This window comes from Caballeronia sp. BR00000012568055 (genome assembly GCF_029439455.1).
GTDB lineage: Bacteria > Pseudomonadota > Gammaproteobacteria > Burkholderiales > Burkholderiaceae > Caballeronia.
The window spans coordinates 43,370-68,236 of record NZ_JAQFVG010000238.1 but is presented as its reverse complement, the minus strand read 5'-3'; the positions used below and the strand labels follow the sequence as shown (position 1 = coordinate 68,236).

Below are 24,867 nucleotides of genomic sequence, written 5' to 3'. Positions count from 1 at the left end.
AATCGAAGAAGCAAAAATGGATAAACAAAGGATTTTTATTTTAATTTGGATTTTCTTTCAATGGATGTGGTTATGTACTGCTGTTTTTAGGCATGCATTTCTTTGATTTCTTCTGGTGCTTCTGCGGGTCAAATACCGGCACGCTGTGTGAGATAAATCCTAGACAGGCTGAAGGTTGCGTGAAAGTATTAAGTAATCTATCTAACATTAAAATAACGCACAACGGTTACCAGCTGCGATTTACTGTCGCAGAGAAAAGTTTTTAGTGTTTGAGATTTGCGAATTAGGGCTTAACGCCGCAGCATTCCCGACCCAAAACAGATCAATGAGCGTGAGTTACCGCGCCGACTTAAAAAATACGGCGCCGGAAATTCCGGCGCCGTATCAAATAAAAACAGCCTTTTCTTTTTAACGAAGGCAGTCACCACTTCGGCGCAAACGAAGGATTCGCGTTGCGCCGGCCTTCATCCAGCGTATCGATTTTGGCGATATCTTCCGCGTCCAGCTTCAGCTTCTGCGCATCCCAGTTCACCTGCTGATGCTCCGCATTCGTCGATGCCGACAGCACCACGATCTTGCGCGCCAGCAGCCACGCGAACGTCACCTGCGCGGGCGTCGCGCCGTGCTTGTCGGCGATCGAACGGATGGTCGAGTCCTTGTGCGCGCGTCCTTCGCCCAGCGGCATGTACGCGGTCACCGTGACGCCGAGCCGCTGCGTTGCATCGACGAGCGAACGGTTGGCAAGAAACGGACTTACTTCGATCTGATTCGTCACGATCTCACGCCCGCCCGGCGCTTTCAGCGCTTCTTCGAGCAAAGGCGCGGTGAAGTTCGACACGCCGTAGTGCCGGATCAACCCAAGCTTCTGCGCTTCCTGTAACGCAGCCAGCGTTTCGGCGATCGGCACCGCGCCCTTCGGCGACGGCCAGTGCACGAGCGCGAGATCAATCGTGCCGATATCCAGCTTCGCGTGGCTGTCCTTCAGGCTCGCGATCAGCGCATCGCGCTGCAGGCGCTCCCACCAGACCTTGGTCGTCACCCAGATATCGTCACGCGCGATGCCCGAGTCGCGCACGCCCTGACCGACGGCCGCCTCGTTGTTGTAGTACTGCGCCGTATCGATATGTCGATAGCCGATCTGCAACGCGCTTTCCACCGCCTTGGCGGTTTTGGCGGCCTCCACGCGAAAGGTGCCCAGACCGAAGGAAGGAATCGTTTCGACCATGTTTGCTCCTTGGTTTGATAAGTGACGAATGCGATCGACTGAGCGTATTACTTCGCGTCCTGGTCGAGCTCGGGATAGTGCCGGAAAATGCCGGATTCGTTGAACGGAATGCGCCGCTCCGAATCGACGTATGCGGCGATATTCGGTCGTTGCAGCACGGCATCGTGCAATGCGGCCACGCGCGGATAGTGCTTGCCGAATGTTTTCATCGCGCGAGGAAAGGCGTAATGCAATCCCTCGACCACCTGAAACATGGAGAGATCGACGTAAGTCGTCGAGTCGCCGACGAGTTGCGTGTCGCCATGCGGATTCTGTTTCAGCACACGCTCGAAATAGCCGATGAACTTCGGCACGCGTTCATCCAGAAAATTGCGTGTGCGAATTTTCGCGGCATCGACCTGATCTTCGTAGTAGAGATCGGTGGCGAGCGGGTGATGTGTGTCGTGCACTTCGGTGATCATGTCGGTGATGGTCAACTGCAAACCATTCGCGACATATCGCAGGTTTTCATCCTTCGGTGCGAGTCCGAGCTTCGGACCAAGATAGAGCAGAATATTCGCAACGTGCGAAACGATTAGTTCGCCATCCTTGATAAATGGCGGCGCATACGGAATATGCGGTTCGGACTTGCTGCTGATCAGCTTCATCATGGCTTTCGTGCCGTTGGGCGTGCGCGCGACGTCCACGTATTCCGCGCCCGCGTCCTCCAGTGAAAGTCGCACAAATTCACCGCGGCCTTGCAAGCCGTCCCAGTAATAAAATTCGTAAGCCATAAATGAGGTCCTTGTCAGGCGTCTTTCGGCAGTGCAGCAACTCGTGTTCCCGTATGCGCGTTCGATGGTTTGGCGCGTACAGGAGCCAGTGTAGAATCGATTGGCAAATTACATCGCGTCACAATCGCATCACATCGAATTCGACTCGCAAGCGGAGAAGGGATGGACAAGCAAGGCTTTACGACAGGCATCGTTCACGGCGACAGAATCACGGGCACGGAACACGGCGGCGTCCGTCAGTCGATTCATACGTCCGTGCAATACGGCTTCGAACGCGTGGAAGATCTGATCGGCGTGTTTCAAGGCACGAAGAAAGGTGGCTTTAATTACGCGCGGCAGGGCACGCCGACCACGGCCGCGCTCGAACGCAAGATCACGAGTCTCGAACAAGGCGTCGGGTCGATCTGCTTCAGCACCGGCATGGCCGCGATCACCGCAACCTTCCTTACGCTGCTGCGTGCGGGCGATCATCTCGTATCGAGCAAGTTCGTGTTCGGCAACACGAACAGTATCTTCGGCACGCTGAGAGGATTGGGCATCGAAGTCACGACCGTCGATGCCTGCGACGCCGACAACGTCAAGAACGCGATCAAACCGACTACGCGCATGGTCTTCGTCGAGACCGTCGCGAATCCAGGCACGCAGGTGCCTGATTTGCAGCGTATCGGTGAAATATGCGCTGAGCGTGGCATCGTTTATTTTGTTGATAACACCATCACGTCGCCTGCGTTGTTCAGGCCGAAAGCGGTCGGCGCGAGTCTCGTCATCAATTCGTTGACGAAGACGATTGCGGGCCACGGCGCGGCGCTCGGCGGTGCGGTAACGGACACCGGTTTGTTCGACTGGAGCGCGTACCCGAATATCGCGGATGAGTATCGTCGCGCGCCGTCGAAAGAGCAGGGTTTGACGCAGATTCGCAAGAAAGGCTTGCGCGATATGGGCGGCGCATTGTCCTCGGAGCAAGCGCATTCGATCGCGATGGGCGCGGAAACGCTGGCGTTGCGCGTGCAGAAAAGCAGCGATAACGCGCTGGCGCTGGCGCGTTTTCTGGAGAAGCACGAAGCGGTCGGACGCGTGTTTTATCCAGGACTCGAAAGCCATCCGCAGTATGCGATCGCACAGCGTTTGTTCAAGGGCGCGTCGTGGCTGCTGGCGTTCGAGTTGCGCAATGCCGATCGCATGATCGACGTGGTCAATGCGCTGCAATTGCCGATCAAAGCCACCGGATTGGGCGATACACGCACGCTCATCATCCCCGTTGCGCCGACGATTTTCTTCGAAGCCGGAGCGGAGACGCGCAAGGCGATGGGAATCTCGGATGGCATGCTGCGCTTGTCGGCGGGGATCGAAGATACGGAGGATTTGATTGCGGACTTCGATCAGGCGTTGAAGCTGGCCGTGGCTTGACGTTTTGCTGAAAGCAAAAAGGGCTGGTTCGCACCAGCCCTTTTTTTGTTTTTGCGCTTGTACGCTTGCGTTTAGCCGAACAAGCGCTCCACGCCCAACGTAATCGCCAATCCGCCAAAAATCAGCCACGCATACAGAATCGCGCCGGTGGCAATCGCACGCGGACCTGCCTGACGAATCTGCTCGATACGCGTTTCCATCCCCAGCGCCGTCATGGCCATGGTAAGGGCGAAGGTATCGAGCATATTGATGGTGTTCGTCGCGGGTGCAGGCAGCACATGCAGCGAATTCACGATCACCAGCGCAAGAAAACCCAGCGCGAACCAAGGCACCGCGATCTTGCCTTTGCCTTGCTGCGTGCCGTCCGCCCGACGCGAGCGGCTGACCCAGAAACCGACCACCAGCAACACCGGCACCAGCAGCATGACACGCGTCATCTTGACGATCGTGGCGATATGCGTCGCTTCAGGACTCACGTTGCTCGCCGCGCCGACCACCTGCGCCACTTCGTGAATCGTGCCGCCGAAGAACAGGCCCGCGCCGAGCGTATCGAGATGCAGCCAGCCTGCCTTGATTGCGAGCGGATAGAGGAACATCGAGAGCGTGCCGAACAACACTACGCTGCCCACGGCCATCGCGCTCTTGTGCGGCTTGGATTGCAGTGTCGATTCGAACGCGAGCACAGCCGCCGCGCCACAGATCGCGCTGCCCGCAGCAGTGAGCAGGGCGGTATCGCGATCGAGCTTCATCAGCTTCATGCCCGCCCACGTGCCGATCACCAGCGTGCTCACGACGACCAGCACCGATACCGTCAATCCCGACCAGCCGACCTGCGCGATCTCTTGCAGACTGACGCGCAAGCCGAAAAACGCCACCGCGATACGCAGCAGCTTGCGCGCCGAGAAATTCACCCCCGCCGCCCAGCTCTCCGGCATGCCGTGACGCAGCGCATTGCCATACACCGCGCCCGCGACGATCCCGACGATCAACGGGCTGATGCCCAACCCGGCGATCGCCGGAATCGCGGCGAGCCGCGTGACCGCTGCCGCGAACAACGCGACGAACAGAATGCCGTTGAGCTGCCCGCGCGTGTTCGATGCAGCGGGCGTCATAGTGGAAGTGGTGTGTGCGGTGGACATGAGGCGCGTCTTTCTCAAAATCAAGCGGGGATGTGCTTATCCTAATCCGCATATATGCATATGAGAAATCGTGATTTAGAATGTGAAGTATCGCCTCAGCCGATATTTGGATGCCATGACCCCGGAGCAACTGATAACTTTCGCCACTGTCGCCGAGTTCGGCAATATCAGCCGTGCGGCTGTGGCGCTGCATCTGTCGCAACCGGCCGTGTCGGGGCAACTGAAGCTATTGCAGGATGAATTCGGCGAGCCGCTTTATCAGCGGGAAGGGCGCGGGGTGCGGCTCACGGCAGCGGGCGAACAAGTGCTCGGGCATGCCGAACGGCTGCGCGAGACGTTTCGTCAGGCGCACGCGCTGCGCGACGCCTTGCGTGGCATGGAGCGCGGCACCTTGCGGATCGGCGCGAGCACGACGCCGGGAAGTTATCTGCTGCCGTATCTGATTGCCGCGTTTCACCAGCTTTATCCCGATGTCGTCGTGACCACGGTTGGCGGGAACACGGCGGAAATCGTCGCGTCGCTGGGATCGCTCGATATCGCGCTGATCGAAGGGCCAGCGGGCGACGATCTGCCGTTGGGAACGACGGTCACAGCGTGGCATGAAGATGAACTCGTCGCCATCGTCCCGGCCAGTCATCCACTCGCCGATGGCCGTAGCAGCACGACGCTCGACGATCTGAGCGCGTATCCGCTGGTGCTGCGCGAGGCCGGGTCGGGCGTGCGGCGCGTCGTCGAACGCGCCTTTGCCGATCGAAACGCCGCCATGCACGCCGCGCTTGAAATTGCGGGCGTGGAAGGCGTGAAAGAAGCCGTACGCGCGGGCATGGGCATCGGTTTCGTCTCGGCGATGTCGCTTCGTCACGAAGACGGTGCGCTGCGCAGCCTGCGCATCACGCCCGAGCCGATCACGCGGCGATTTTCGATCCTGGTTCCGCACGCGGCGACACCGTCCCGCGTCGCCGCGCGATTCCTCGAACTGTGCCTGGCGTCCGATGCACCGCGCTAGGGATTTCCACTATGGCGCGTTGTTCCTGCGCGAGCGCAATATTCGGCTTCAACGCGAGACGCTTCGGCGTCTTTTTTGAAATTTGCTGATGGAACCGGTTCCAATCGATTAATCGAGCGGATTTCGGGCGAAAAACGATGGTTAATGATCGGAAGAATCGAAAGGTGGATGTAGTGATTGTCGCCAGCGCGTTCGGCGCAGACGCGATCCGGCGCGACGGTCACGCCGCGTGGGCGCGGGTCGCCGCGCGTGCCGGTGCGGACGGTTTCGAAGTCCGCCGCGAGTTGTTCGCTCACGAAGCCGATGCCCGGCCCGACGCGCTCGCCTGCGTGGGCGAACGCATCCGCGCGGCCGGTCTCTGGTCGGTCTACTCGACGCCCGCCACGCTTTTCCGCGACGGCGGCACGCTCGACCGCGCCGCACTTTCGCTTGCCATCGATGAAGCCGCCGCGTTGAACGCGCGCATCGTCAAATTGCAACTGGGCGGGACAGAACACGGCATCGTCGCGGATGCCGCTGCGGTCGATCATCTGCTGTCGGCGGCCGGTGCATCGCAGGCGCGCATCGTGGTCGAAAACGGCCAGCTTGTCGCGGGCGGCACCATCCGCGCATTCGAAACCTTGTTCGATGCGCTGCCCCCGGCGAGCGGCATCGCCATGACTTTCGACACCGGCAATTGGCACTGGACCGCGCAGAATCCGCTCGATGCCGCGCGTCGCCTCGCGCCGCACGTCGGCTACGTGCACTGCAAAGCAGTGATGGGCGAGGGCGCACGGCGCTTCCCCGCCGCGCCTGCCGACGGCGACACGCGTTTCGCCACCTTGCTCGCGCATCTTCCGGGCGACGTGCCGCGCGGCATCGAATATCCCTTTCTCGCCGATGCCACCGCGACGACCGAATCCACCGCGTTCGATACCGACGCCGCGCGCCAGGTCGCGCGCATCGCCGGCTTCTGAGCTTTGAAAAAAGGACGAACATGAACCACCAGACTGCAGCCCTCGATGTCGTGACTTACGGCGAAGCGATGACCATGTTCGTCGCGGCCGAAACCGGCGATCTCGCGCGCGTGGGCCACTTCACCAAACGCGTCGCGGGCGCGGATCTGAATGTGGCGATCGGCCTCTCGCGGCTGGGCTTCAAGGTCGGCTGGATGAGCCGCGTCGGCCACGATTCGTTCGGGCGATATGTGCTCGACGTGCTGGCCGCCGAAGGAATCGATGCGCGGCGAGTAAGCATCGATGAACGTTATCCGACCGGCTTTCAACTGAAAAGCAAGTGCGACGACGGCAGCGATCCGGCGGTCGAGTACTTCCGCAAAGGTTCGGCGGCAAGCCATCTGTCCATCGACGATTTCGACGCCGACTACGTGCTCGGCGCGCGCCATCTGCATCTGACCGGCGTGGCGCCCGCGATCTCCGCGACATCGCGCGAGCTTGCGTTCCACATGGCGCAGGAAATGCGCAAGGCAGGCAAGACCATTTCCTTCGATCCGAACCTTCGCCCGACGCTGTGGCCTTCGCGCGAAGCGATGACCGAATCGCTCAATGCGCTCGCGGCGCTGGCGGATTGGGTGTTGCCCGGCGTATCCGAAGGCCTGACGCTGACGGGCTATGCCAAACCCGAAGATATCGCCGCCTTCTATCTCGATCGCGGCTCGAAAGGCGTGATCGTGAAGCTCGGCGCGCACGGCGCGTATTTCCGCACGGCGGACGGCGATCAGGGCATCGTGCCGGGCGTGCCGGTGGCAAATGTCGTCGATACCGTCGGTGCCGGTGACGGCTTCGCGGTCGGCGTGGTCAGTGCGCTGCTCGAAGGACGCGATGTGCGTCATGCGCTGGCACGCGGCAACCGCATCGGCGCGCTGGCGATCCAGGTGATCGGCGACAGCGAAGGCTTGCCGACGCGCGCCGCGCTCAATGAATACGAAATACAGACGGCACAAGCCGCGCTAGATGTGGCCTGAGAATAATCACAAGGCCGACCTGAGAGAATCACCGAACCCTCTTCGGAGACAACCATGCAATCTTCCACAAACCCGAAGCTCGCCGTGCGCCGCTGGTGGGCGATCATGCCGATCGTCTTTATCACGTACAGCCTCGCGTATCTTGACCGCGCCAATTACGGCTTCGCGTCAGCGGCGGGCATCAACAGCGATCTGGGCATCAGCAAGGGCTTGTCCTCACTGATTGGCGCGCTGTTCTTTCTCGGCTACTTCTTCTTCCAGATTCCCGGCGCAATCTATGCCGAACGCCGCAGCGTGAAGAAGCTGGTGTTCTGGAGCCTGGTTTTGTGGGGCGGTTGTGCGGCGCTGACGGGCATGGTGAGCAACATCCCCTCGCTCATGGCGATCCGCTTCGTGCTCGGCGTCGTCGAAGCCGCCGTGATGCCCGCGATGCTCGTGTTCATCTCGAACTGGTTCACCAAGTCGGAGCGTTCACGCGCGAACACCTTCCTCATTCTCGGCAATCCGGTCACGGTGTTGTGGATGTCGGTGGTATCGGGCTATCTGGTTAACTCGTTCGGCTGGCGGCATATGTTCATTGCAGAAGGTTTGCCAGCGGTGATCTGGGCCGTGATCTGGTGGTTTATCGTGAAGGACAAACCGGCGCAAGTGAACTGGCTTACCGCGCAGGAAAAAAGCGATCTGGATGCCACGTTGCGCGCCGAGCAAGCCGCGATCAAGCCGGTGAAGAACTATCGCGAAGCCTTCAAATCGCCGGCTGTCATCAAGCTGTGCGCGCAGTATTTCTGCTGGAGCATCGGCGTTTATGGCTTTGTGCTGTGGCTGCCGTCGATTCTCAAGAACGGTTCGGCGCTTGGCATGGTCGAAACGGGATGGCTGTCTGCCGTGCCGTATCTCGCGGCCACCATCGCGATGCTGATCGCATCGTGGGCATCGGATAAATTGCAGGCGCGCAAGGCCTTTGTATGGCCGTTTCTGTTGATCGGCGCGATTGCTTTTGCAGGCTCGTATTTGCTCGGCACGACGAACTTTTGGGCCTCGTACACACTGCTCGTGATTGCGGGCGCGGCCATGTACGCGCCTTACGGACCGTTCTTTGCGATCGTGCCGGAATTGCTGCCCAAGAACGTCGCCGGCGGTGCGATGGCGCTGATCAACAGCATGGGCGCGCTCGGCTCGTTCGTCGGATCGTATGTGGTGGGTTATCTGAATGGCGCGACCGGTTCGCCTGCGGCTTCGTACGTGTTCATGAGTGCGGCCTTGCTTGCAGCCGTATGGCTCACGCTCGCGGTGAAGCCGCAAGGTATCGTGCGTAGCGGCGTGCCAGTGCGTTCCTGAACTTCAAACAAGGCCCTCGAACATGACCAGAAAAATCGTCGCTTATAAAGCCTTGCCGTCCGATGTCGAAGCGTATCTGCGTGAACATGCAGAGATCGTGAATGTCGATGCAAAAGATCATGACGCGTTCGTCGCCGCATTGAACGACGCGGACGGCGCGATCGGCGCAAGCGTGAAAATCACGCCCGATATGATCGAAAACGCGACGCGGCTCAAAGTGTTCTCGACGATTTCCGTCGGCTTCGATCAGTTCGATGTCGCGGATCTCACACGACGCGGCATCGTGCTGACTCATACGCCGGACGTGCTCACGGAATCAACGGCGGATACGGTGTTCGCGTTAATTCTTGCGAGCGCGCGCCGTGTCGTCGAACTCGCGGAATGGGTGAAAGAGGGCAATTGGAAAGCAAGTATCGGCGAAGCGTGTTTTGGTGTGGATGTGCAGGGTAAAACGCTTGGAATCGTGGGGCTGGGACGGATTGGCGGCGCAGTAGCACGGCGTGCGGCGTTGGGCTTCAGGATGAACGTTTTGTATACGAATCGGAATGCTAACGAACAGGCCGAGCGTGATTTTGGTGCTCGACGCGTCGAACTCGACGAACTGCTCGAACGATCCGACTTCGTCTGTCTGCAAGTGCCGCTGACGCCTGAAACGCGCGGCATGATCGGTGCGAACGAATTGAAGAAGATGAAACGGAGCGCGATTCTGATCAACGCATCGCGCGGACCGACCGTCGATGAAGCCGCGCTGATCGATGCCTTGCAGAACGACACCATTCGCGCAGCCGGTCTCGACGTATTCGAACACGAGCCGCTCGCCGCCGATTCACCGCTGCTCAAGCTGAAGAACGTCGTCGCGTTGCCACATATCGGCTCGGCGACACACGAAACGCGTCATGCGATGGCTCGAAATGCAGCGGAGAATCTGATCGCCGCACTCGATGGCACGCTGACGAACAATATCGTCAATCGCGAGGTGCTCGCGCGATAGCCGCATCGAAGCGATAAAGGGATCGTGCGCGTTTGGCATGCGCTAACATGCAGTCGAACGATAAACATACGGCCATCCGACCAACATGTCCGACGATCCCATTTCGACCAGCCGTCCGCCGGTATTCGGCGCGCGTCGCGCCACCATCACCGATGTCGCGCGCGAGGCCGGCACCGGCAAGACCAGCATTTCGCGCTATCTGAACGGGGAAACGGGTGTGCTGTCGCCCGACTTGCGCGAACGTATCGAAGCGGCCATCGCCAAGCTGGACTATCGGCCCAATCAGATGGCGCGCGGCCTGAAACGCGGGCGCAATCGCCTGATCGGCATGTTGCTCGCCGACCTCACCAATCCCTATTCCGTTGAAGTATTGCAAGGCATTGAAGCCGCGTGTCATGCGCTCGGCTATATGCCGCTGATTTGTCACGCGGCAAATGAAGTCGATATGGAGCGGCGTTATTTGCAATTGCTGACCACGTATCGCGTCGAAGGGGTGATCGTCAACGCGCTCGGCGTAAAGGAAGAACTGTTGCAAGGCTTTACGCAAGGCGGCATTCCTGTGGTGCTGGTGGATCGAACGGTCGAAGGCATTGTGACGGATATGGTCGGGCTGGATAATCCGGCGGCGGTTGCAATGGCCACGCATCATCTCGTCGATGAAGGCTTCGATGAATTGCTGTTCATGGTTCAGCCCGTTACGCATGTCAGTTCGCGCCGTTTGCGCGAGGCCGCGTTTCAGGCCTCGCTCGCCGCGTTCGATACCCACGTCGTGCATGGCTCGACCTTGATTATCGATCTCGCCGATGTCGCGCCCGCGCTCGATGAACTCGATCGCCGCGTCAAAGCCGCGCATGAAGCGGGAAGGCGCATGGCGTTGTTCGCGGCGAACGGGCCGGTGGCCTTGCGCGTAGCCGTGCATTTGAAGGAGCGTCATGGCGCGGACTGGCAGGCCCATGTCGCGCTGATGTCGATCGATGATTCAGAATGGGCGCAGCTCGCCGGCATGACGACCGTGCGTCAACCGACGTACGATATCGGCCGTCGCGCGGTCGAATTTCTTCACGAGCGTCTGGGCGGCGCTGCAATGGCCGCGCGCGAATGTCTCTTGCCCGGTGAGCTTGTTGTGCGCGCATCGACCGCAAGAAAGCATAATGCGCCTCACATTTCACACGTTTCGGAAAATTGAATGGTTAGTGTAACGACGTTGATGAGCCTTGCGATTGCGACGCTCATCGTGGCCGCATTCCCGGTCGTTTTGTATCGCATGACAAGGACGCGCTTCGCGATCAAACCGCGCGAAGTGATTCTCGGCGTCGCCGTGTTCGCGCTCTTCGCGATGGTCATCGAACGTGCGCTGCATGGCTTTATGCTCAGCAATCCGACGACCTCGGCATGGCTGATGAATCCGGCGGTATTCGTGGTGTATGGCGCGCTCGCGGCGGGCATCTGCGAAGAAGTCGGCCGCTTTCTCGCGATGAAATGGCTGATCTCGCGCGAGCCGGATTCATTGACGCGGCCCGGTCCGGGACTGGGCCTCGGTATCGGTCATGGCGGGGCGGAAGCGTGGCTGGTAGGCGTGCTGGTTCAGGTGCAGTGGATCGTCTATGCCGTGCTCGCCAATCAAGGATCGCTCGACGCCCATTTCGAAAGCGCGCCGGTCGAGGCGGTGGCGCGCATCCACATGGTGCTGGCGACGTTATCGCCGGTTTCAGCGCTTATTTTCGTGGTCGAACGCGCAAGCGCCTTCGTGTTTCAGATCGGCTTCTCCGCGTTGATGTGGCAGTTGTTGCGCGAGCGCTCGCGTCATGCGCTGGGCGTGCTGATCGCGGCGCATGCGCTGGTTGGTCTGCCTGCCGCGCTGTTCCAGGCGCGCCTGATTCCACTGCTCGCCGCCGATGCCGTGTATCTCGTGTTGGGCGTGGTCGTCGCGGTGACGCTGGTGCGTTACTATCGCAGCGCCAACACCCACTGATCCGACATGGACGATTACCAATACGACTGCCCGAGCGCGGACATCGATATGCTCGCGCATGTCATCTGCGATCTCTTTCCCGAACAAACGCAATTCGCCGAACGGCTCGATGAAAACGACCGCACGGTACTCTCGATCCATTACGTGGCGATGCGCTTCGGCGCGACGGCACGCCGAATCCGGATCGATATCCGCTTCGCGCCGGATGCGCTGGCGCGTTATCGCGCCTTGCCCGTGCGGATGCACGCACGCAGCTACGCGGTGCTGCGCGCCTATGTGGAAGCGACGCTGGGATCGCTCGAGGAAATGTACGCGGAAGGCCAGACCGTGCCGCGCGAGATGGAAATCGAAATGGCCGATGATTTCGCCTGAATCGGGCGCGCTTCAGGTTTCGCTTCAGGCTTCGTGATAAACCTTCGCGAAGCGCGCCGCCTTCACCACGCCGTAGTCACCGGGCGCGTACTGCATGACCCAGTCGCCCGCGTCTCCGGTGAGAATATCGCCGTCAGCGGAACGGGCGATGGTGAACGGCTCGCGCATTTGCTTCGCCAGCACGACGCTCGGGCGGTTGCGATACGTGCCCGCGCAACCATGTTCGATGCCGGCCTCGGGCGCATACTTCGCATCGAATCGTTCACGCGATACCACCCAACGTTCACCGCCGCTGCCGGTGACGATTGCATCGCCGGATGCGTAGCGGTTCGGTCCTTCCAGACTCATCAATTCACCGGCATTCGCGGCGAATTCGACTTCGACGGCTTCGTCCTTGACGACGCGTCGTGCGGCCGGATCGGTGGCGAGATCGAGTTGGGACAAATGCGGCATAAATCACTCGGCAATAAGAGAAGTGCGGGATCGTACCGGCTGAAGCGGTATTTTGCATGATGAATGACAAAAAGGCCCGCAACTTCCGATGCGGGCCTCGTCGTTCGATTGCTTCGCTTCGGGCGATTACGGCTTTGTCGTGGATGCCGCATCGGCTGCCGCTGTGCGCGGTTTGCGATGCGCATGCTTCGCCTTTTCAGGCCCGCTGTGACGGAACGCGTCATCGGCCAATTTCTTCTGATCCGCCGACAGACTCGCGTAGAGCGGATCGAAGGCATCGACGAGACGCTTGGTGCCGTCGGCATCGGCCTGCGTGATCTGCGCGTATTGCTTCATATCGTCGAGCGCGGTCATGTGGTCGCGCTGCGCCACGCGTTGCCGATACAGATCGCCCATCGTATGCGCGTTTTCACGCATCACGTCCGCGAACTTCGACCATTGATCTTCCTGCTGCGGCGTGATCTTGAGGCTCGAATGCAGTTGCGTGATGCGTTCTTCCACGCGTGCTTCGCGCTTGGTCGCGCCCGGTGTCGAGGCCGCAGCCTGCATGGCCGGAGCGGTAGCCGCAGCAGGCGCGGACGATTGCGCGAAGGCCGCGCCGGTCATCCCGATCATGCCGAATGCCGTGAATGCAAGAATTGTTTTTTTCATTCGAAAAACCTTTCTGTCGATGTTGAAGGGCGCTGAAACGCCAGTGCTGCTCATTAGTATCACGATAACCTGACGATTCGCCCGCGATTGCACAACTGCTTACATTCGATACGTTCGCGAAAAATCGACGATGGCGACTATTGCTCACCGTCTCGGCACGAAAAGCCTCAGCGATAATGCAAACACATAACGCAAAAAGAGACGATGCCATGCGACCACCGCGCCTCGACCAACTCGACGACATCGACCGCAATCTCGTCGCGCTGTTGCAGATGAACGCCCGAGACAGCGTGGCGAATCTGGCGCGCCAACTCGGCATTGCGCGCACGACGGTGATTGCGCGTATCGCTCGGCTGGAAAAGAACAACGTGATTGCGGGCTACGGCGTGCGGCTGGGCCAAGACGTGCTCGATGCCAGCATTCAGGCGTATGTCGGCATCAAACTCGCACCGAAATACGGCCGCGACGTGCAAAAGCGCTTCTCGCGCATGCCGGAGATTCAGTTGCTTTGCGCGGTGAGCGGCGAGTTCGACTACGTGGCGTGGTTGCGCGCGGATTCCCCCGATCGGCTCAACGATTTGCTCGATGAAATCGGCGCATTGGAAGGCGTCGAGCGGACCACAACGTCGATCATTCTGGCGCGCAAGATCGACCGCGCGGGATAAACCCGACAAAGTGCATCAAACTATCGTCGAAATGACGAAGTTGATCGTCTAAGCGCATCATTTTGCGTCTGTTTTCAATATTCGCAGCCTCCTAAACTGAGTGAAGAATGCCGAGCCATGCGGTTCGGATTACGCACACAGAACGAGGAGAAGACGATGAAAGTTGCACTTATCGGCGCGGGGCTGATCGGCCAGAGCATTGCGCGTTTGCTGCGTGAAACCGGAGATTTCGACGTCGTCGCTTTCGATCGCGACGAACACGCGCTTGCCTTGCTCGACGCGCAAGGCGTGGCCACGCGCCGCGTCGATTCGGCGGATACCTCCGCGTTGCGCCAGGCGCTGGTCGGCTTCGATGCGCTGGTCAACGCGCTGCCTTACTACCTCGCGATCAGCGTTGCATCGGCGGCGAAATCGGCGGGCGTGCATTATTTCGATCTCACCGAAGACGTGCGCGCCACGCACGCGATCCGCGCCATTGCGGACGAAAGCGACACCGCGTTCATGCCACAATGCGGACTCGCGCCGGGTTTCATCGGCATTGTTGCGCACGATCTGACGCGGCGTCTCACGGACTTGCGCGAAGTGAAAATGCGCGTCGGCGCGTTGCCTGAATTTCCGACCAACGCGCTGAAATACAACCTGACGTGGAGTATCGACGGGTTGATCAACGAATATTGTCAGCCATGCGAAGCAATTCGCGACGGTCGCACGCAATGGGTTCAGCCGCTCGAAGGCGTCGAACATTTTTCGCTCGATGGCATCGAATACGAGGCGTTCAATACCTCGGGCGGACTCGGCACGTTATGCGAAACGCTGGCGGGAAAAGTGGAATCGCTCGACTATAAATCGGTGCGATATCCGGGGCATCGCGAACTGATGAAGTTCCTGCTCGACGACCTGCGCATGTCCACCGATCGCGATGGCCTCAAGACCATGTTGAAGCGCGCCGTACCGGCCACAGCGCAAGATGTCGTGCTGATTTTCGTGACCGTGACAGGCATGCGGAACGGTCAACTCGTGCAGGACGTATTCACGCGCAAGATCTTCGCGAAGGAAATCTGCGGCGCGCCAATGAGCGCGATTCAGATCACGACGGCGGGCGCGATTTGCGCTGAACTCGATTTGTTCCGCGAAGGCGTTCTGCCGCAAAGCGGCTTTATCCGACAGGAACAGGTGCCGCTCGATGCCTTCCTGAATAGTCGATTCGGCAAGCTCTATGAAGGCGCGAACGCGCTTGCATCGACGCGGGAACTGGCATCGGTGTGATCGTGCTTCAGTGATCGTGCGTCAGGGCGCGATCAGTCTTTCGAGCAGGGTATCGTAGTCGTGTTGCGAAGGCGCGGTGGTGTCGAACATCAACAGCGTCTTCGCAACCGATTCGTCGGGCACGAACAGGCGCTGACGATACGCCGCCCAATTCGCAAGTTTGTACGCATCGTTCGAATCGCCGCGCGCAACGATTCGTTCACGCGCGACGTCCTCGCTCACATGCGTCCATACGACGCGAATCGATACATCGTCATCTACTTTCAGCCACGCGCGATCGAACAGACGGCCTTCGCGGACCTCGCGGCTGAGCGGCGCGACCACCATCACGCTCACGCCCAGCGCGAGATTTTCCGCAGCGGTATCGATAAGACTGCGGTATTCGGGATCACGCAAGTGCTGAAGATACAGCGGACTGTCGCGGTCGTTCGGATTGCCGGTCAGTGCGCCGATTGCGGCTGAGCTGTAAGCGCCGTAGAGCGTGTCTTTGTCGAGCAGGCAAAAGGGTGCGCCCGTAGCGCGCATCAATGGTTCGATGAGGCGCTTGGCCAAAGTGGTTTTGCCGCTGCCTGCATGTCCGCAGAAGAAAAGCAGATGCTTCACGCCGGTTGCTCCCGCGCAGTTTTTGCGCTGTGTGGATCGATCGACTCAGCCTTGCGCGGTCGTTCGCTGATAGCGCTTCATCAGCGGTGTCGCCGTAATGCCGTGAATGATGACCGAGGCCGTGATCGTCGCGATGACGAGCGGCACCAGCGGCTCGGCGGCATCGTGCGGCGCGTGTTCGAGCGCGTAAAGCAGATAGTAAAACGAGCCGACGCCGCGAATGCCGAACCAGCTCATCAGCCTTCGTTGTCCGCTCGCCGCGCACGAACCGATCAGCGACGTTTCGACCGCCAGCGGCCGCGCGATAAAAAACAGTCCGATCAGCAGCGCGGCCACGCGCCATGTCAGCAGATCGCGCCAGAACGTGGCAAGTGCCGCGCCGACCATCAGCATGATCGCGACTTCCGCGATACGTTCAAGCTCGATCGTGAAGCCGTGCACGCGCTCCGCCATAAAAGCATGCGCGCGATCGGGATCGGCGGCGGTCGCGCCGAGATCGTCGGTATCGACCTTGCCGACCGCTTCGCCGACGGACTTGTCGCCACTTTTCTTTTGTTCGACGCGTCGCGTAGCGAGGCCTGCCGCGAACACCGCGAGAAACGCGTACGTGTGCAGCAATTCCGCGACACCGTAAGACAGCGCGATCAGGCCGAGCGCGAAAAAGCCTTCGGGGCCGAGCGCTTCACCATGACGCGTGCGCAGATAGGCGACCAGTCGCACGGAGAGTTCGCCCAAGAGCCATCCGGTCGCCAGCGCTCCCGCGATACCCCACGTCGCCTGCGCAGCGAAGGTCCAGCGCAACGCTTCGCCAGGCGATGCCTCATAGCGGCACACAGCGATGCCGAGCAGCGCGAACGGCAACGCAATGCCATCGTTCAGGCCGCCTTCGCCCGTCAGCGAAAAACGCAGCAAGTCGATATCGCCGGGCGTTTCGACTTGCACGTCATGGGCGAGGACGGGATCGGTCGGCGCGAGCATCGCGGAGAGAAGAATCGACGGACCCCATGCGAGGCCGAGTCCATACACGCCGAGCAAGGTGAGCAGAACGACCGTCAGAATCATCGCGATAAGGCCGAGCCGTACGGGCAAAATCCAGATGCGATCCGTCGGTGGCACGCGCAGGCGAAGTCCGATCGCGAACAGCGACACGAGCATCGCGACTTCGGTGATGCGGCGCAGCAGGCTCGCATCGCTGACGAGGTCGATATGCAGCAGGTTTGCTGCGCCCGGACCGAGCGCAAAACCGATGGCGAGATAGCACATGGCCGTGCTGATCGGCAGCCGTTTGAAGGTCGAACTGGCGAGGCCCATCAAGATGAGCACGCCGCCGACCACGAGGAACCATAACGTCTCGGTCATGAAGGCTTCCGTGCTTAATGTTCTGAATGCGTCGCACATTCCGAATGGCATGGCGACTTTCGTCAAATCAAGCACAGGACATGCCTATGCAAATTGCAGCGCGCCTGCTCGCGCCGAACGTTGCGCGTAACATGGCGAGGCGCAGGATCACGCATAAATTTATTGGAGGCCCGGACATGTCACAGCACTTCGATGCGGTTGTCATCGGCACAGGGCAGGGCGGATCGCCGCTGGCGGTACGGCTTGCTCAGAGCGGCAGGCGCACGGCGGTGATCGAACGGCATCTGTTCGGCGGAACGTGTGTGAATGTCGGCTGCACGCCTACCAAGACTTACGTTGCAAGCGCGCGGGCGGCCCACGTTGCGCGGACAGCAGCGAGCTATGGCGTGATGATCGGCGGTGACATCGTCGTCGATATGGCGCGCGTGAAAGCGCGCAAGGATGCGGTGATCGCGGGTTCGCGCGAAGGCGTCGAGAAATGGTTGCGCGGCACGAAGCATTTGAGCGTGTTCAACGGCCACGCGCGCTTTATCGGGACGCACGCATTGCGGATCGAAGCGAGCGATGGCACGACGCAGGATATCGATGCCGACGAAATCTTCATCAACACGGGAACGCGTGCGGCTGTGCCTTCAATCGAAGGACTCGATCGCGTGCCGTATCTGACCAACTCGACCGTGCTCGAACTCACGCAATTGCCGGAGCATCTCGTGATTGTCGGTGCAAGCTATATCGCGCTGGAATTCGGGCAGATGTTCAGACGCTTTGGCAGCCGCGTCACGCTGCTCGTGCGCGGCGAGCGAATTCTCACGCGCGAGGACGCGGACGTTGCTCAGGCGATGCAGGACGTGCTTGCACGCGAAGGCGTCGAATTTCGCTTCGGTACGGAGATCGAGCGTGTCGAAGCAAGCGCGCAGGGCGTGCGCATTCACACCGGCGATGCCGCCATCGATGCCTCGCACCTCTTGTTCGCGACCGGCCGCATTCCGAATACCGACGATCTCGGCCTGGAGCACGCCGGCATCGAACCGAACCGGCATGGAATGATCGATGTCGATGGACAACTTCGCACGAAGATCGACGGCATTTGGGCGCTCGGCGATGTGAACGGACGCGGCGCGTTCACGCACACGTCGTGGAATGACTACGAGGTGATTGCATCGAACGTGCTCGATGGCGAATCGCGCAGTGTCGATGATCGCATCATGACGTACGCCGTTTTCGTCGATCCGCCGTTCGCGCGCGTCGGCATGAGCGAAGAGGAGGTCCGCAAGGACGGCCGCGATGCCTTGATCGCCACCATGCCGATGTCGCGCGTAGGCCGTGCAAAAGAACGCGGCGAAACGGATGGCTTCATGAAGGCGCTCGTCGATGCGCGTACCGAGCGAATACTCGGCGCGTCGATTTTTGGCATCGAAGGAGACGAGGCGATTCACGCCTTCGTCGATATCATGAACGCGGATGCGTCATACAAGGTCCTGCAACGCGCGATGCATATTCATCCGACCGTGAGCGAACTGATTCCGACGCTGCTCGGCATGCTCAAGCCACTCAAGCCGATGAAGCCGCTCAGGCACTAACGCTGCAAGCAAACGATCAACCGACCGCTACGCCTCGACCGGCGGCTTGGCAACTTCCTGCTCCACATGCGCGCCACGCGTTTCGGGCATCGCGAGCCACACCAGCAATACGGCGATCAAACCGGCGGCAGCCAGCCCGAAGAAGCTGATCGCCGTGCCGAATCGATCGGCGGCGAAGCCTGCCGCCGCCGTCGATAAGGTCGCACCGATACCCGCCGCAAGCCCGAAAAAGCCGATGGTCAGGTTGTAGTGCCCGCGTCCCCCCGCGACATCCGCTGCGATAAGCGGCAACATCACGCCGAATACGGCAGCGCTGATGCCATCGAGCATTTGCACCGGCACGAGCAGATACGGCGTGCTGACGCCTGCGAAGAGAATCGCCCGTACCGGCAAGGCGCAGAACCCGAGGATCAGCACGGGCCGCCGTCCCCACTTCTGCGCCTGACGTCCGACCCACGGCGACAGCGCCGCCACGATGAACTGCGGCACGATGATGCACGCCGCGATCACCAGTTGCACGTTATCGCCCATGTGCGCGGTCACTTCGCCGGCAGCGAGATTGAGCATGGCCGCGTTCGAGAGGTGAAACAGCACTACGCACGCGGCAAAGATCAGCAAGCGCTTGTCCTTCAGCAAGTGACGCAAGGACTCGCGCTCTTCGCCTTCCGGCGTAAGTTTGGGCTTGCCGGGCGGCGTACGCGGCACAACGGGTGGCGCGTCGTAATGAATCATCCGCAATGCGACGATGGCAGGAAGCGCGAGCGCGGCCGTCAGGAAAAACACCGAACGCAGCGACAGATATTCCCCGAACGCGCCCATCAGCGCAGCGGTCAATGCGCTGCCGATCGATGCCCATCGCGCGTTGCGGCCGAGCCGATCGCCGAGATCGGCGCGCGAGACGAGGGCGAGCGAGATCGCGGCCATTGCCGGGACCAGCATGCAGCTCGCGAAGCCGTGCAGCACTTCCGCCGCGAACACGGGAACGAAGGTTGGGCTTGCCGCCAGCAGCAACGCGCTCGCGATGATCGCGACGATCGCGGAGAGGGCGGCGAACTTCTTGTTGCGCATTGCATCGACGAGCGCGCCTGCCGGCAACTGGCTCGCCATGGCGCTGATCGTGCCGACGGAAAGCATCAGGCCGATCTCGCCCTGCGTCCATTTGTTGGCCGACAGATACGACGCGATGAAGGGGCCGAAGCCAGTCTGCACGTTGGCGACGAAGAAATTCAGCCAGTCGAGCGCGCGCAGACTTCGTGCAATTACCATGCAGTTACCATGAGGTGATTCGGTTTTCGATGTGTCGTTTTCATTGCATTCGATTCATCGTGAAAGCCGTGCGCCTGAGGCGGACGATTGCGGAGCCACGGCGCCCGAAGCGGTGGTGCTGGTCTTACTTCCGGCGGCCGATGCCGTCGCCGGCGTCGAAGCTGCCGACGCCGCCACCGGAGCCGACGCCGACGCCGCCACAGGCACCGCAGGCACCACCGGCGACACCACTTTGATCGGCTGCTCGGGCGCGTAGGTCGGCGACGCCTTGAGCTGCGCATCGTTGAAATCCATCTGCAACGTCGCCTGCTTGTTGCGCGACACCACATGCAGATCGCCCCAATTCACCGCGATATGCCGTTTGTCCTCCGCGAGCGAACTCGACAGATCGAGCACCAGCGCCTGCGGTTCGGCCTGCGAATCGACCAGCACATCGACCACCCGGCCGATACGCGCGCCGCTCTTCTGCACGATGTTCGAATCGACCAGTTGCAGGAAGTTGGCCGGCGCTTCGTTGACCGGTTGCGGCTTGGGCGCAGGATCGGCCGGTTTGCCTTTGGCGGGCGGCGCAGGCTGCACGAAGGTGATCGGCGCGGTCTTCGAATTCGGCGTGAATTTGAATGCAGTCCACGGAAAATTCACCTTGCGATCGCCGACGCCGAGGAAACCGGCGAGATTCACCATCAGCAGCTTCGGTTTCGCCGACTGATCGACATATAGATCGACGGCGCGGCCCACGACTTTGCCGTCGGGACGTTGCACTTCGGCATCGAGCAGGCCGTGCAACTGGTCGTGCTGCATGATGCGCGTCGAAATGATCTGCGGCGGAGGCGGCGGCTCGGGTGGCTCGGGCGGCGGCGCAGGCGCGGGCTCGGGCGGCTTCGGTCTGACGATGCGCTTTTTGGGCTTCGGCGCGGGCGCGGGTCGCGGTGTGGAGGCCGGTTCCGGCACAGCCACCGTGGACGCGGGTTCCTCGGTTTCGGCAGCTTCGGTTTCGGTCTCGTTCGGCGCGGGAATATACGATCGCTCGACGATCGGCGCGGGCGTCTGCTGCGGCAACAGTCCACACGCGGACAGCGCGAATGCAGCGGCGAGGGGCAGGCACGTAGCGACACGCGCAGCACGCAGACGCGCAGCCACGCATGACGCGACCCACGCGGCGAGCACGATCAGGAACGCGGCGAGACCGATCGACGACATATCGCCTCGATGCGAGTTACCGCGCGTCATCACAAAAGCTCCATGTTTCCGGGCCACCTGTCTGGTTCAGATCGCCTTCACGGATGAGTCGCTCCGTGCAGGGCGGATTGAAAGGGAAAGCAGTCGCGTCAGCTTTCTGGTTTGCTGCATATATTCGCTTCTGCATGCGTTATGCATCATGCCGCGAGAGGCGCGCGGCGGTATCGGGTGCGCCCATCTTTTCGGCGGCATCGCGTGCGGAGAAGCCGTTGGCATCGCGTGCATCCGGATTCGCACCGCGCGCAATCAACATCTCGACGATATCCACGCGATTGAACATCGCGGCGATCATCAGCGCCGTGCGCCCATCCGGCGATGCGCCTTCAACGTCCGCGCCATGATCGAGCAATGTGGTGATGACGTCGGTGAAGCCTTTGAAGGCCGCGCCTGCGATCGGCGTCTGGCCATTGTCGTTGCGTAGGTTCGGATCGGCCTGGTGTTCGAGCAGAGCGCGCACGGCATCGGCGTGGCCGTGGTAGCTCGCGAGCATCACGAGGCTGTCGCCCTTGTCGTTGCGCAGATTGGGCGGCAGGCCTTTGGCGAGCAGCGCGCCGAGCATCGCGGCATCGCCACGACGGGCGACATCGAAGACTTCGCTGGCAAACGCGATCATGTCTTCGTCCGGGCCATCGTTCGCTGCATTGCCTGGTTTGTTCGGGTCTTGCATGATTCACTCCGTGTCGACCGCGCCTGGCTTCAGCGGGTGGATGGCCGTAATTATTTGCGGCTGAGATTTGCGGCTGAGTACGCTGGTCTGATGCGACGTGTTCGGGAATACCCCGGAGCATACACAGGTTTGATGCCATGCCGCGACAGGCGACGGGCGATCAGCACGAAACGCGCCACCTCCCGCTTGCTTTGGCTTGACGATGCGGCGGGCATCGCTTTAGGCTCGATACGACTTCTTTCTCTTCGCCTTTCATGACATCGACATCGACTTCACCTGAGCCTGATCCTGCCGTCCGTCGTCGCGCCCCTGCCGCCGAGCGCAATCGCGACGCGATTTTAGCGGTCCTTTCGCGCGTTTTACCAGCCAGCGGCGTCGTGCTGGAGATTGCCAGCGGCACAGGCCAGCACGCCGTGCATTGTGCGTCGTCGCTGCCGGGCATCGTCTGGCAGCCGAGCGATCCTGATTCCGCCGCGCGCGATTCCATCGCCGCATGGCGAACGCACGCGGGACTCGCGAACCTCGCAGAACCGATCGAACTCGACGTGATGAACGACGACTGGGGTATCGGCGAAGTGGCTGCGATCGTGTGCATCAATATGATCCACATTGCGCCGTGGGACGCGGCGCAGGCGCTTTTTCGCGGTGCGGGATCGCGGTTGGGCGACGGTGGCGTTTTGTACTTGTACGGGCCGTATCGACGTAACGGCGCGCATACTGCGCCGAGCAACGAAGCCTTCGACGCTCAGTTGCGTGCGACCGATCCGCGCTGGGGCGTGCGCGATCTGGAAGCCGTGCAAACGCTCGCAGAAGCCAATGGCTTCGGGCTGAACGAGATCGTCGAGATGCCGGCGAACAACCTGAGCCTGGTTTTTGCCAAAACCGCCTGACCCGCGTCCGGGCAGAGCCGACCGCGCCTAAACCCCTCTCGGCGTGTAGACTGCGAGTGGTCGTTCATAGCGTCGCACGGGGTCGCGGCGCTCCATCCGATCTCCTTTTCAGCGGAGGCGTCGTACATGCACGCAGCGTTGCCGCAGGGCGAGCAGGAAGCCGGTTCAATCGGCTCCATCGATACGCAGTCAAAACCGCCGCGCGATCTGCGTCGCGTCGATATTCATCCGGACCATTGGTATCCGCTCGCGTGGTCGCATGAAGTGAAGCGAGGCAAAGCCCACGGCGTGCGCTTCGCCGGCGATCCGATCGTGATCGTGCGCACGGAATCGGGCAAGGCCTTCGCGCTGGAGGATCGCTGCGCGCATCGGCAGGTGCCTTTGCATGCGGGCGTGGTCGATGGCGAATCGATTCGCTGCTGTTATCACGGCTGGACCTACGATTGCACGGGCAAGTGCACCGATATCCCTTATCTCGGCCGCGAACGTCTGCCTAATGGCGTGCGCGCGTATCCGTGTCGCGAAGAGGCGGGGCTTATTTTCGTATTCACCGGCGATCCGGCCATCGCGGAACAGGCGAAGTTTCCGGAGCTCGGCTCGGCGGTGGATCGCACTTATAAGACGCGCCGGTTCGGCCGCGAGGTGAAGTGTCACTACAGCTTTATGCACGAAAATCTGATGGATATGAACCATCAGTTTCTGCATCGCAAGCAGATGGGCAGCATGCGCGCGCGTTCGCTTGGCCGCCGTCACGGTGAGGACTGGGTCGAGGTCGATTACGTGTTCGCGCGCGAGGCGGGCAAACAGCCGATCGGCGAGGCGCTGGTGTTCGGGCAAAAGCGCGGCACCAAGCCCGACGATAATCTGAAGGACGTCATGACGATCCGCACGGATTATCCGTATCAGACGCTCAAAATCCGCACAAAAGACGACACCATGGTGATGGATCTATGGATTGCCTACGTGCCGCTGGATGCCGAGCAGCGCACCAATCGGACCTTCGGTCTGCTGTCCATCCGCCGCCCGAAAATTCCCGGTTTGCTCGATGCCGCGTGGCCCTTGCTCGTGTGGTTTACCGAGCGCATTTTGAAGGAAGACCGGTGGATCGTCGAACGCGAGCAGGAAGCGCATGACCGGCAGGGCGCGGACCATAATCACGAGGTGTTTCCGGTCATCATCGACTTGCGCGCCTTGCTGATGGAGCGAGGCGTTCCGCATCGCGCGGGCGTTCCGGCGCGTCGCGTGCACTTCATTCAGCCGGTGCAGGAATTGCCCACATCGTGATTGTCTGACGGCAACAGCACGACCTTGAACCACAGCAGGGAGGAACACATCATGAGCAGCGATCCAGGCGACCCGACCAGGCCGCGCGACTCTCAACCCGACGTCGAGCATTTCAACGCCGCCATCTCACACGTCGATGAATCCGTCGCAGCGGGCCACATGGCGGCGGGCGCGGCGAAGGGCATTTTGTACAGCATCATCGAGACGCTCGGCACGCTCGTCGGCGATCCGGATTTGCCCGCGCACGCGCGGTCCGGTTACGAAGGTTTGCTGGAAACCGCACGCGAGCTACGCGCGAAGATCGACTAGTAGAGCGGTAAGCCGCGCGCGTTTCATTACATCCATCTTTCTCTTTCGGGCGGCCGCGAAGCCTTCGCGGTCGCCCGATTGTCTTTTGCCGATGCATTTTGTGGCGCGCGAGCCACCCCGGTTGAGTTTACGTATGCAAAATGCAATCGGCCAGACGCAAACATTGATAAATCAAAGAGTTAAGCGTCTTTCGAAGGCTATGGCCAAGCCGATTCGGGTAGCCATCCTCTACCAATTCGCCCGCCGTCAGTCAGTTTTCTGTCAGTTTCGCGCCTGAAATGCCGAGATGTGTCTCACAGAAAATACAGGTTAACCATACAGTGCAAAAAAAAGACACGAATCCGCGTGATTCTTTCGCATTGCATCTGTAAGCCATACACTCCACATCGATAAAAGTTACGAGTTGGTACAAACCTGTCGCGGACAGCGGCATCGGTTACAGGCTCGCC

The 24,867-nt window shown here is 60.7% G+C and carries 25 protein-coding genes; 15 read left to right on the top strand and 10 right to left on the bottom strand.

Annotated elements, in window-relative coordinates:
- Positions 1 to 421 precede the first annotated feature (421 nt).
- Together P7F28_RS11305 and P7F28_RS11300 are read right to left on the bottom strand one after the other, a co-directional pair.
- The gene (locus P7F28_RS11305) at positions 422 to 1,225 is read right to left on the bottom strand and encodes an aldo/keto reductase (RefSeq protein ID WP_277184571.1); all 804 of its coding nucleotides are present in this window, start codon (positions 1,223 to 1,225) and stop codon (positions 422 to 424) included.
- A gap of 47 nt (positions 1,226 to 1,272) precedes the next feature.
- A complete protein-coding gene (locus tag P7F28_RS11300) occupies positions 1,273 to 1,998 on the bottom strand; it encodes a glutathione S-transferase (RefSeq protein WP_277184570.1) in 726 nt (241 codons plus the stop codon).
- A 162-nt stretch (positions 1,999 to 2,160) separates the two neighbouring features.
- On the opposite strand from P7F28_RS11300, the gene P7F28_RS11295 reads away from it, so the two are divergent.
- Entirely contained in the window at positions 2,161 to 3,405 is a 1,245-nt protein-coding gene (locus P7F28_RS11295; protein ID WP_277184569.1) for a cystathionine gamma-synthase family protein, read from the top strand.
- A 71-nt stretch (positions 3,406 to 3,476) separates the two neighbouring features.
- Here the strand turns inward: P7F28_RS11295 and P7F28_RS11290 are convergent, their stop codons facing one another.
- Positions 3,477 to 4,544: a YeiH family protein gene (locus P7F28_RS11290; protein WP_277184568.1), complete on the bottom strand. Its 1,068-nt coding sequence runs from the start codon at positions 4,542 to 4,544 to the stop codon at positions 3,477 to 3,479.
- Positions 4,545 to 4,659: 115 nt separating this feature from the next.
- Here P7F28_RS11290 and P7F28_RS11285 point away from each other — a divergent pair, with 115 nt between their 5' ends.
- From P7F28_RS11285 to P7F28_RS11250, 8 genes are all read left to right on the top strand, one after another.
- Complete coding sequence (locus P7F28_RS11285) at positions 4,660 to 5,550, top strand: LysR substrate-binding domain-containing protein (RefSeq protein WP_277184567.1); 891 nt, start codon at positions 4,660 to 4,662, stop codon at positions 5,548 to 5,550.
- A 137-nt stretch (positions 5,551 to 5,687) separates the two neighbouring features.
- Positions 5,688 to 6,506, top strand: a complete 819-nt coding sequence (locus P7F28_RS11280; protein WP_277184566.1) for a sugar phosphate isomerase/epimerase — start codon at positions 5,688 to 5,690, stop codon at positions 6,504 to 6,506.
- Positions 6,507 to 6,526: 20 nt separating this feature from the next.
- Positions 6,527 to 7,513: a sugar kinase gene (locus P7F28_RS11275; protein WP_277184565.1), complete on the top strand. Its 987-nt coding sequence runs from the start codon at positions 6,527 to 6,529 to the stop codon at positions 7,511 to 7,513.
- A 54-nt stretch (positions 7,514 to 7,567) separates the two neighbouring features.
- A complete protein-coding gene (locus P7F28_RS11270) occupies positions 7,568 to 8,851 on the top strand; it encodes an MFS transporter (RefSeq protein ID WP_277184564.1) in 1,284 nt (427 codons plus the stop codon).
- Positions 8,852 to 8,873: 22 nt separating this feature from the next.
- Positions 8,874 to 9,842 carry a D-glycerate dehydrogenase gene (locus P7F28_RS11265; RefSeq protein ID WP_277184563.1) on the top strand — a complete coding sequence of 323 codons (969 nt, stop codon included), beginning with the start codon at positions 8,874 to 8,876 and terminating at the stop codon, positions 9,840 to 9,842.
- An 85-nt stretch (positions 9,843 to 9,927) separates the two neighbouring features.
- Positions 9,928 to 11,028, top strand: a complete 1,101-nt coding sequence (locus P7F28_RS11260; RefSeq protein ID WP_277184562.1) for a LacI family DNA-binding transcriptional regulator — start codon at positions 9,928 to 9,930, stop codon at positions 11,026 to 11,028.
- A complete protein-coding gene (locus tag P7F28_RS11255) occupies positions 11,029 to 11,814 on the top strand; it encodes a YhfC family glutamic-type intramembrane protease (RefSeq protein WP_277184561.1) in 786 nt (261 codons plus the stop codon).
- A 6-nt stretch (positions 11,815 to 11,820) separates the two neighbouring features.
- Positions 11,821 to 12,186 carry a DUF3022 domain-containing protein gene (locus tag P7F28_RS11250; protein ID WP_277184560.1) on the top strand — a complete coding sequence of 122 codons (366 nt, stop codon included), beginning with the start codon at positions 11,821 to 11,823 and terminating at the stop codon, positions 12,184 to 12,186.
- Positions 12,187 to 12,210: 24 nt separating this feature from the next.
- Here P7F28_RS11250 and P7F28_RS11245 read toward each other — a convergent pair whose 3' ends face one another.
- Together P7F28_RS11245 and P7F28_RS11240 are read right to left on the bottom strand one after the other, a co-directional pair.
- Positions 12,211 to 12,639, bottom strand: coding sequence for a PGDYG domain-containing protein (locus P7F28_RS11245; RefSeq protein WP_277184559.1), 429 nt, complete (start codon positions 12,637 to 12,639; stop codon positions 12,211 to 12,213).
- A gap of 126 nt (positions 12,640 to 12,765) precedes the next feature.
- Entirely contained in the window at positions 12,766 to 13,290 is a 525-nt protein-coding gene (locus P7F28_RS11240) for a Spy/CpxP family protein refolding chaperone (RefSeq protein WP_277184558.1), read from the bottom strand.
- A 209-nt stretch (positions 13,291 to 13,499) separates the two neighbouring features.
- Between P7F28_RS11240 and P7F28_RS11235 the strand changes: the two genes are divergently transcribed.
- Both P7F28_RS11235 and P7F28_RS11230 read left to right on the top strand, forming a co-directional pair.
- A complete protein-coding gene (locus P7F28_RS11235; protein WP_277184557.1) occupies positions 13,500 to 13,955 on the top strand; it encodes an Lrp/AsnC family transcriptional regulator in 456 nt (151 codons plus the stop codon).
- A gap of 156 nt (positions 13,956 to 14,111) precedes the next feature.
- Positions 14,112 to 15,221, top strand: coding sequence for a saccharopine dehydrogenase family protein (locus P7F28_RS11230; protein WP_277184556.1), 1,110 nt, complete (start codon positions 14,112 to 14,114; stop codon positions 15,219 to 15,221).
- A 21-nt stretch (positions 15,222 to 15,242) separates the two neighbouring features.
- Here the strand turns inward: P7F28_RS11230 and P7F28_RS11225 are convergent, their stop codons facing one another.
- Entirely contained in the window at positions 15,243 to 15,824 is a 582-nt protein-coding gene (locus tag P7F28_RS11225) for an ATP-binding protein (RefSeq protein ID WP_277184555.1), read from the bottom strand.
- A gap of 45 nt (positions 15,825 to 15,869) precedes the next feature.
- Positions 15,870 to 17,183, bottom strand: a complete 1,314-nt coding sequence (locus P7F28_RS11220; RefSeq protein WP_277184554.1) for a sodium:proton antiporter — start codon at positions 17,181 to 17,183, stop codon at positions 15,870 to 15,872.
- A 176-nt stretch (positions 17,184 to 17,359) separates the two neighbouring features.
- Here P7F28_RS11220 and P7F28_RS11215 point away from each other — a divergent pair, with 176 nt between their 5' ends.
- Positions 17,360 to 18,763, top strand: coding sequence for an FAD-containing oxidoreductase (locus P7F28_RS11215; protein WP_277184553.1), 1,404 nt, complete (start codon positions 17,360 to 17,362; stop codon positions 18,761 to 18,763).
- Between the two features lie 27 nt (positions 18,764 to 18,790).
- Here the strand turns inward: P7F28_RS11215 and P7F28_RS11210 are convergent, their stop codons facing one another.
- From P7F28_RS11210 to P7F28_RS11200, 3 genes are all read right to left on the bottom strand, one after another.
- The gene (locus tag P7F28_RS11210; protein WP_277184552.1) at positions 18,791 to 20,029 is read right to left on the bottom strand and encodes an MFS transporter; all 1,239 of its coding nucleotides are present in this window, start codon (positions 20,027 to 20,029) and stop codon (positions 18,791 to 18,793) included.
- Between the two features lie 54 nt (positions 20,030 to 20,083).
- Positions 20,084 to 21,259: a PRC-barrel domain-containing protein gene (locus P7F28_RS11205; protein ID WP_277184551.1), complete on the bottom strand. Its 1,176-nt coding sequence runs from the start codon at positions 21,257 to 21,259 to the stop codon at positions 20,084 to 20,086.
- 139 nt (positions 21,260 to 21,398) lie between these two features.
- Positions 21,399 to 21,881, bottom strand: a complete 483-nt coding sequence (locus tag P7F28_RS11200) for an ankyrin repeat domain-containing protein (RefSeq protein WP_370467297.1) — start codon at positions 21,879 to 21,881, stop codon at positions 21,399 to 21,401.
- Positions 21,882 to 22,189: 308 nt separating this feature from the next.
- On the opposite strand from P7F28_RS11200, the gene P7F28_RS11195 reads away from it, so the two are divergent.
- The 3 genes from P7F28_RS11195 (at position 22,190) to P7F28_RS11185 (ending at position 24,418) form a co-directional block, all read left to right on the top strand.
- Entirely contained in the window at positions 22,190 to 22,825 is a 636-nt protein-coding gene (locus tag P7F28_RS11195; RefSeq protein WP_277184549.1) for a DUF938 domain-containing protein, read from the top strand.
- Positions 22,826 to 22,951: 126 nt separating this feature from the next.
- Positions 22,952 to 24,109, top strand: coding sequence for an aromatic ring-hydroxylating dioxygenase subunit alpha (locus P7F28_RS11190; protein WP_277184548.1), 1,158 nt, complete (start codon positions 22,952 to 22,954; stop codon positions 24,107 to 24,109).
- Between the two features lie 51 nt (positions 24,110 to 24,160).
- Positions 24,161 to 24,418, top strand: a complete 258-nt coding sequence (locus tag P7F28_RS11185) for a hypothetical protein (protein ID WP_277184547.1) — start codon at positions 24,161 to 24,163, stop codon at positions 24,416 to 24,418.
- Positions 24,419 to 24,867 lie beyond the last annotated feature (449 nt).

Coding starts and splice junctions, on each gene's coding strand:
- P7F28_RS11190 (WP_277184548.1), top strand. CDS start 22,952: ATGCACGCAGCGTTGCCGCAGGGCGAGCAGGAAGCCGGTTCAATCGGC.
- P7F28_RS11260 (WP_277184562.1), top strand. CDS start 9,928: ATGTCCGACGATCCCATTTCGACCAGCCGTCCGCCGGTATTCGGCGCG.
- P7F28_RS11265 (WP_277184563.1), top strand. CDS start 8,874: ATGACCAGAAAAATCGTCGCTTATAAAGCCTTGCCGTCCGATGTCGAA.
- P7F28_RS11305 (WP_277184571.1), bottom strand. CDS start 1,225: ATGGTCGAAACGATTCCTTCCTTCGGTCTGGGCACCTTTCGCGTGGAG.
- P7F28_RS11280 (WP_277184566.1), top strand. CDS start 5,688: ATGGTTAATGATCGGAAGAATCGAAAGGTGGATGTAGTGATTGTCGCC.
- P7F28_RS11230 (WP_277184556.1), top strand. CDS start 14,112: ATGAAAGTTGCACTTATCGGCGCGGGGCTGATCGGCCAGAGCATTGCG.
- P7F28_RS11210 (WP_277184552.1), bottom strand. CDS start 20,029: ATGGTAATTGCACGAAGTCTGCGCGCGCTCGACTGGCTGAATTTCTTC.
- P7F28_RS11245 (WP_277184559.1), bottom strand. CDS start 12,639: ATGCCGCATTTGTCCCAACTCGATCTCGCCACCGATCCGGCCGCACGA.
- P7F28_RS11220 (WP_277184554.1), bottom strand. CDS start 17,183: ATGACCGAGACGTTATGGTTCCTCGTGGTCGGCGGCGTGCTCATCTTG.
- P7F28_RS11285 (WP_277184567.1), top strand. CDS start 4,660: ATGACCCCGGAGCAACTGATAACTTTCGCCACTGTCGCCGAGTTCGGC.
- P7F28_RS11290 (WP_277184568.1), bottom strand. CDS start 4,544: ATGTCCACCGCACACACCACTTCCACTATGACGCCCGCTGCATCGAAC.
- P7F28_RS11200 (WP_370467297.1), bottom strand. CDS start 21,881: ATGATCGCGTTTGCCAGCGAAGTCTTCGATGTCGCCCGTCGTGGCGAT.
- P7F28_RS11195 (WP_277184549.1), top strand. CDS start 22,190: ATGACATCGACATCGACTTCACCTGAGCCTGATCCTGCCGTCCGTCGT.
- P7F28_RS11300 (WP_277184570.1), bottom strand. CDS start 1,998: ATGGCTTACGAATTTTATTACTGGGACGGCTTGCAAGGCCGCGGTGAA.
- P7F28_RS11215 (WP_277184553.1), top strand. CDS start 17,360: ATGTCACAGCACTTCGATGCGGTTGTCATCGGCACAGGGCAGGGCGGA.
- P7F28_RS11270 (WP_277184564.1), top strand. CDS start 7,568: ATGCAATCTTCCACAAACCCGAAGCTCGCCGTGCGCCGCTGGTGGGCG.
- P7F28_RS11275 (WP_277184565.1), top strand. CDS start 6,527: ATGAACCACCAGACTGCAGCCCTCGATGTCGTGACTTACGGCGAAGCG.
- P7F28_RS11235 (WP_277184557.1), top strand. CDS start 13,500: ATGCGACCACCGCGCCTCGACCAACTCGACGACATCGACCGCAATCTC.
- P7F28_RS11185 (WP_277184547.1), top strand. CDS start 24,161: ATGAGCAGCGATCCAGGCGACCCGACCAGGCCGCGCGACTCTCAACCC.
- P7F28_RS11255 (WP_277184561.1), top strand. CDS start 11,029: ATGGTTAGTGTAACGACGTTGATGAGCCTTGCGATTGCGACGCTCATC.
- P7F28_RS11240 (WP_277184558.1), bottom strand. CDS start 13,290: ATGAAAAAAACAATTCTTGCATTCACGGCATTCGGCATGATCGGGATG.
- P7F28_RS11205 (WP_277184551.1), bottom strand. CDS start 21,259: ATGACGCGCGGTAACTCGCATCGAGGCGATATGTCGTCGATCGGTCTC.
- P7F28_RS11250 (WP_277184560.1), top strand. CDS start 11,821: ATGGACGATTACCAATACGACTGCCCGAGCGCGGACATCGATATGCTC.
- P7F28_RS11295 (WP_277184569.1), top strand. CDS start 2,161: ATGGACAAGCAAGGCTTTACGACAGGCATCGTTCACGGCGACAGAATC.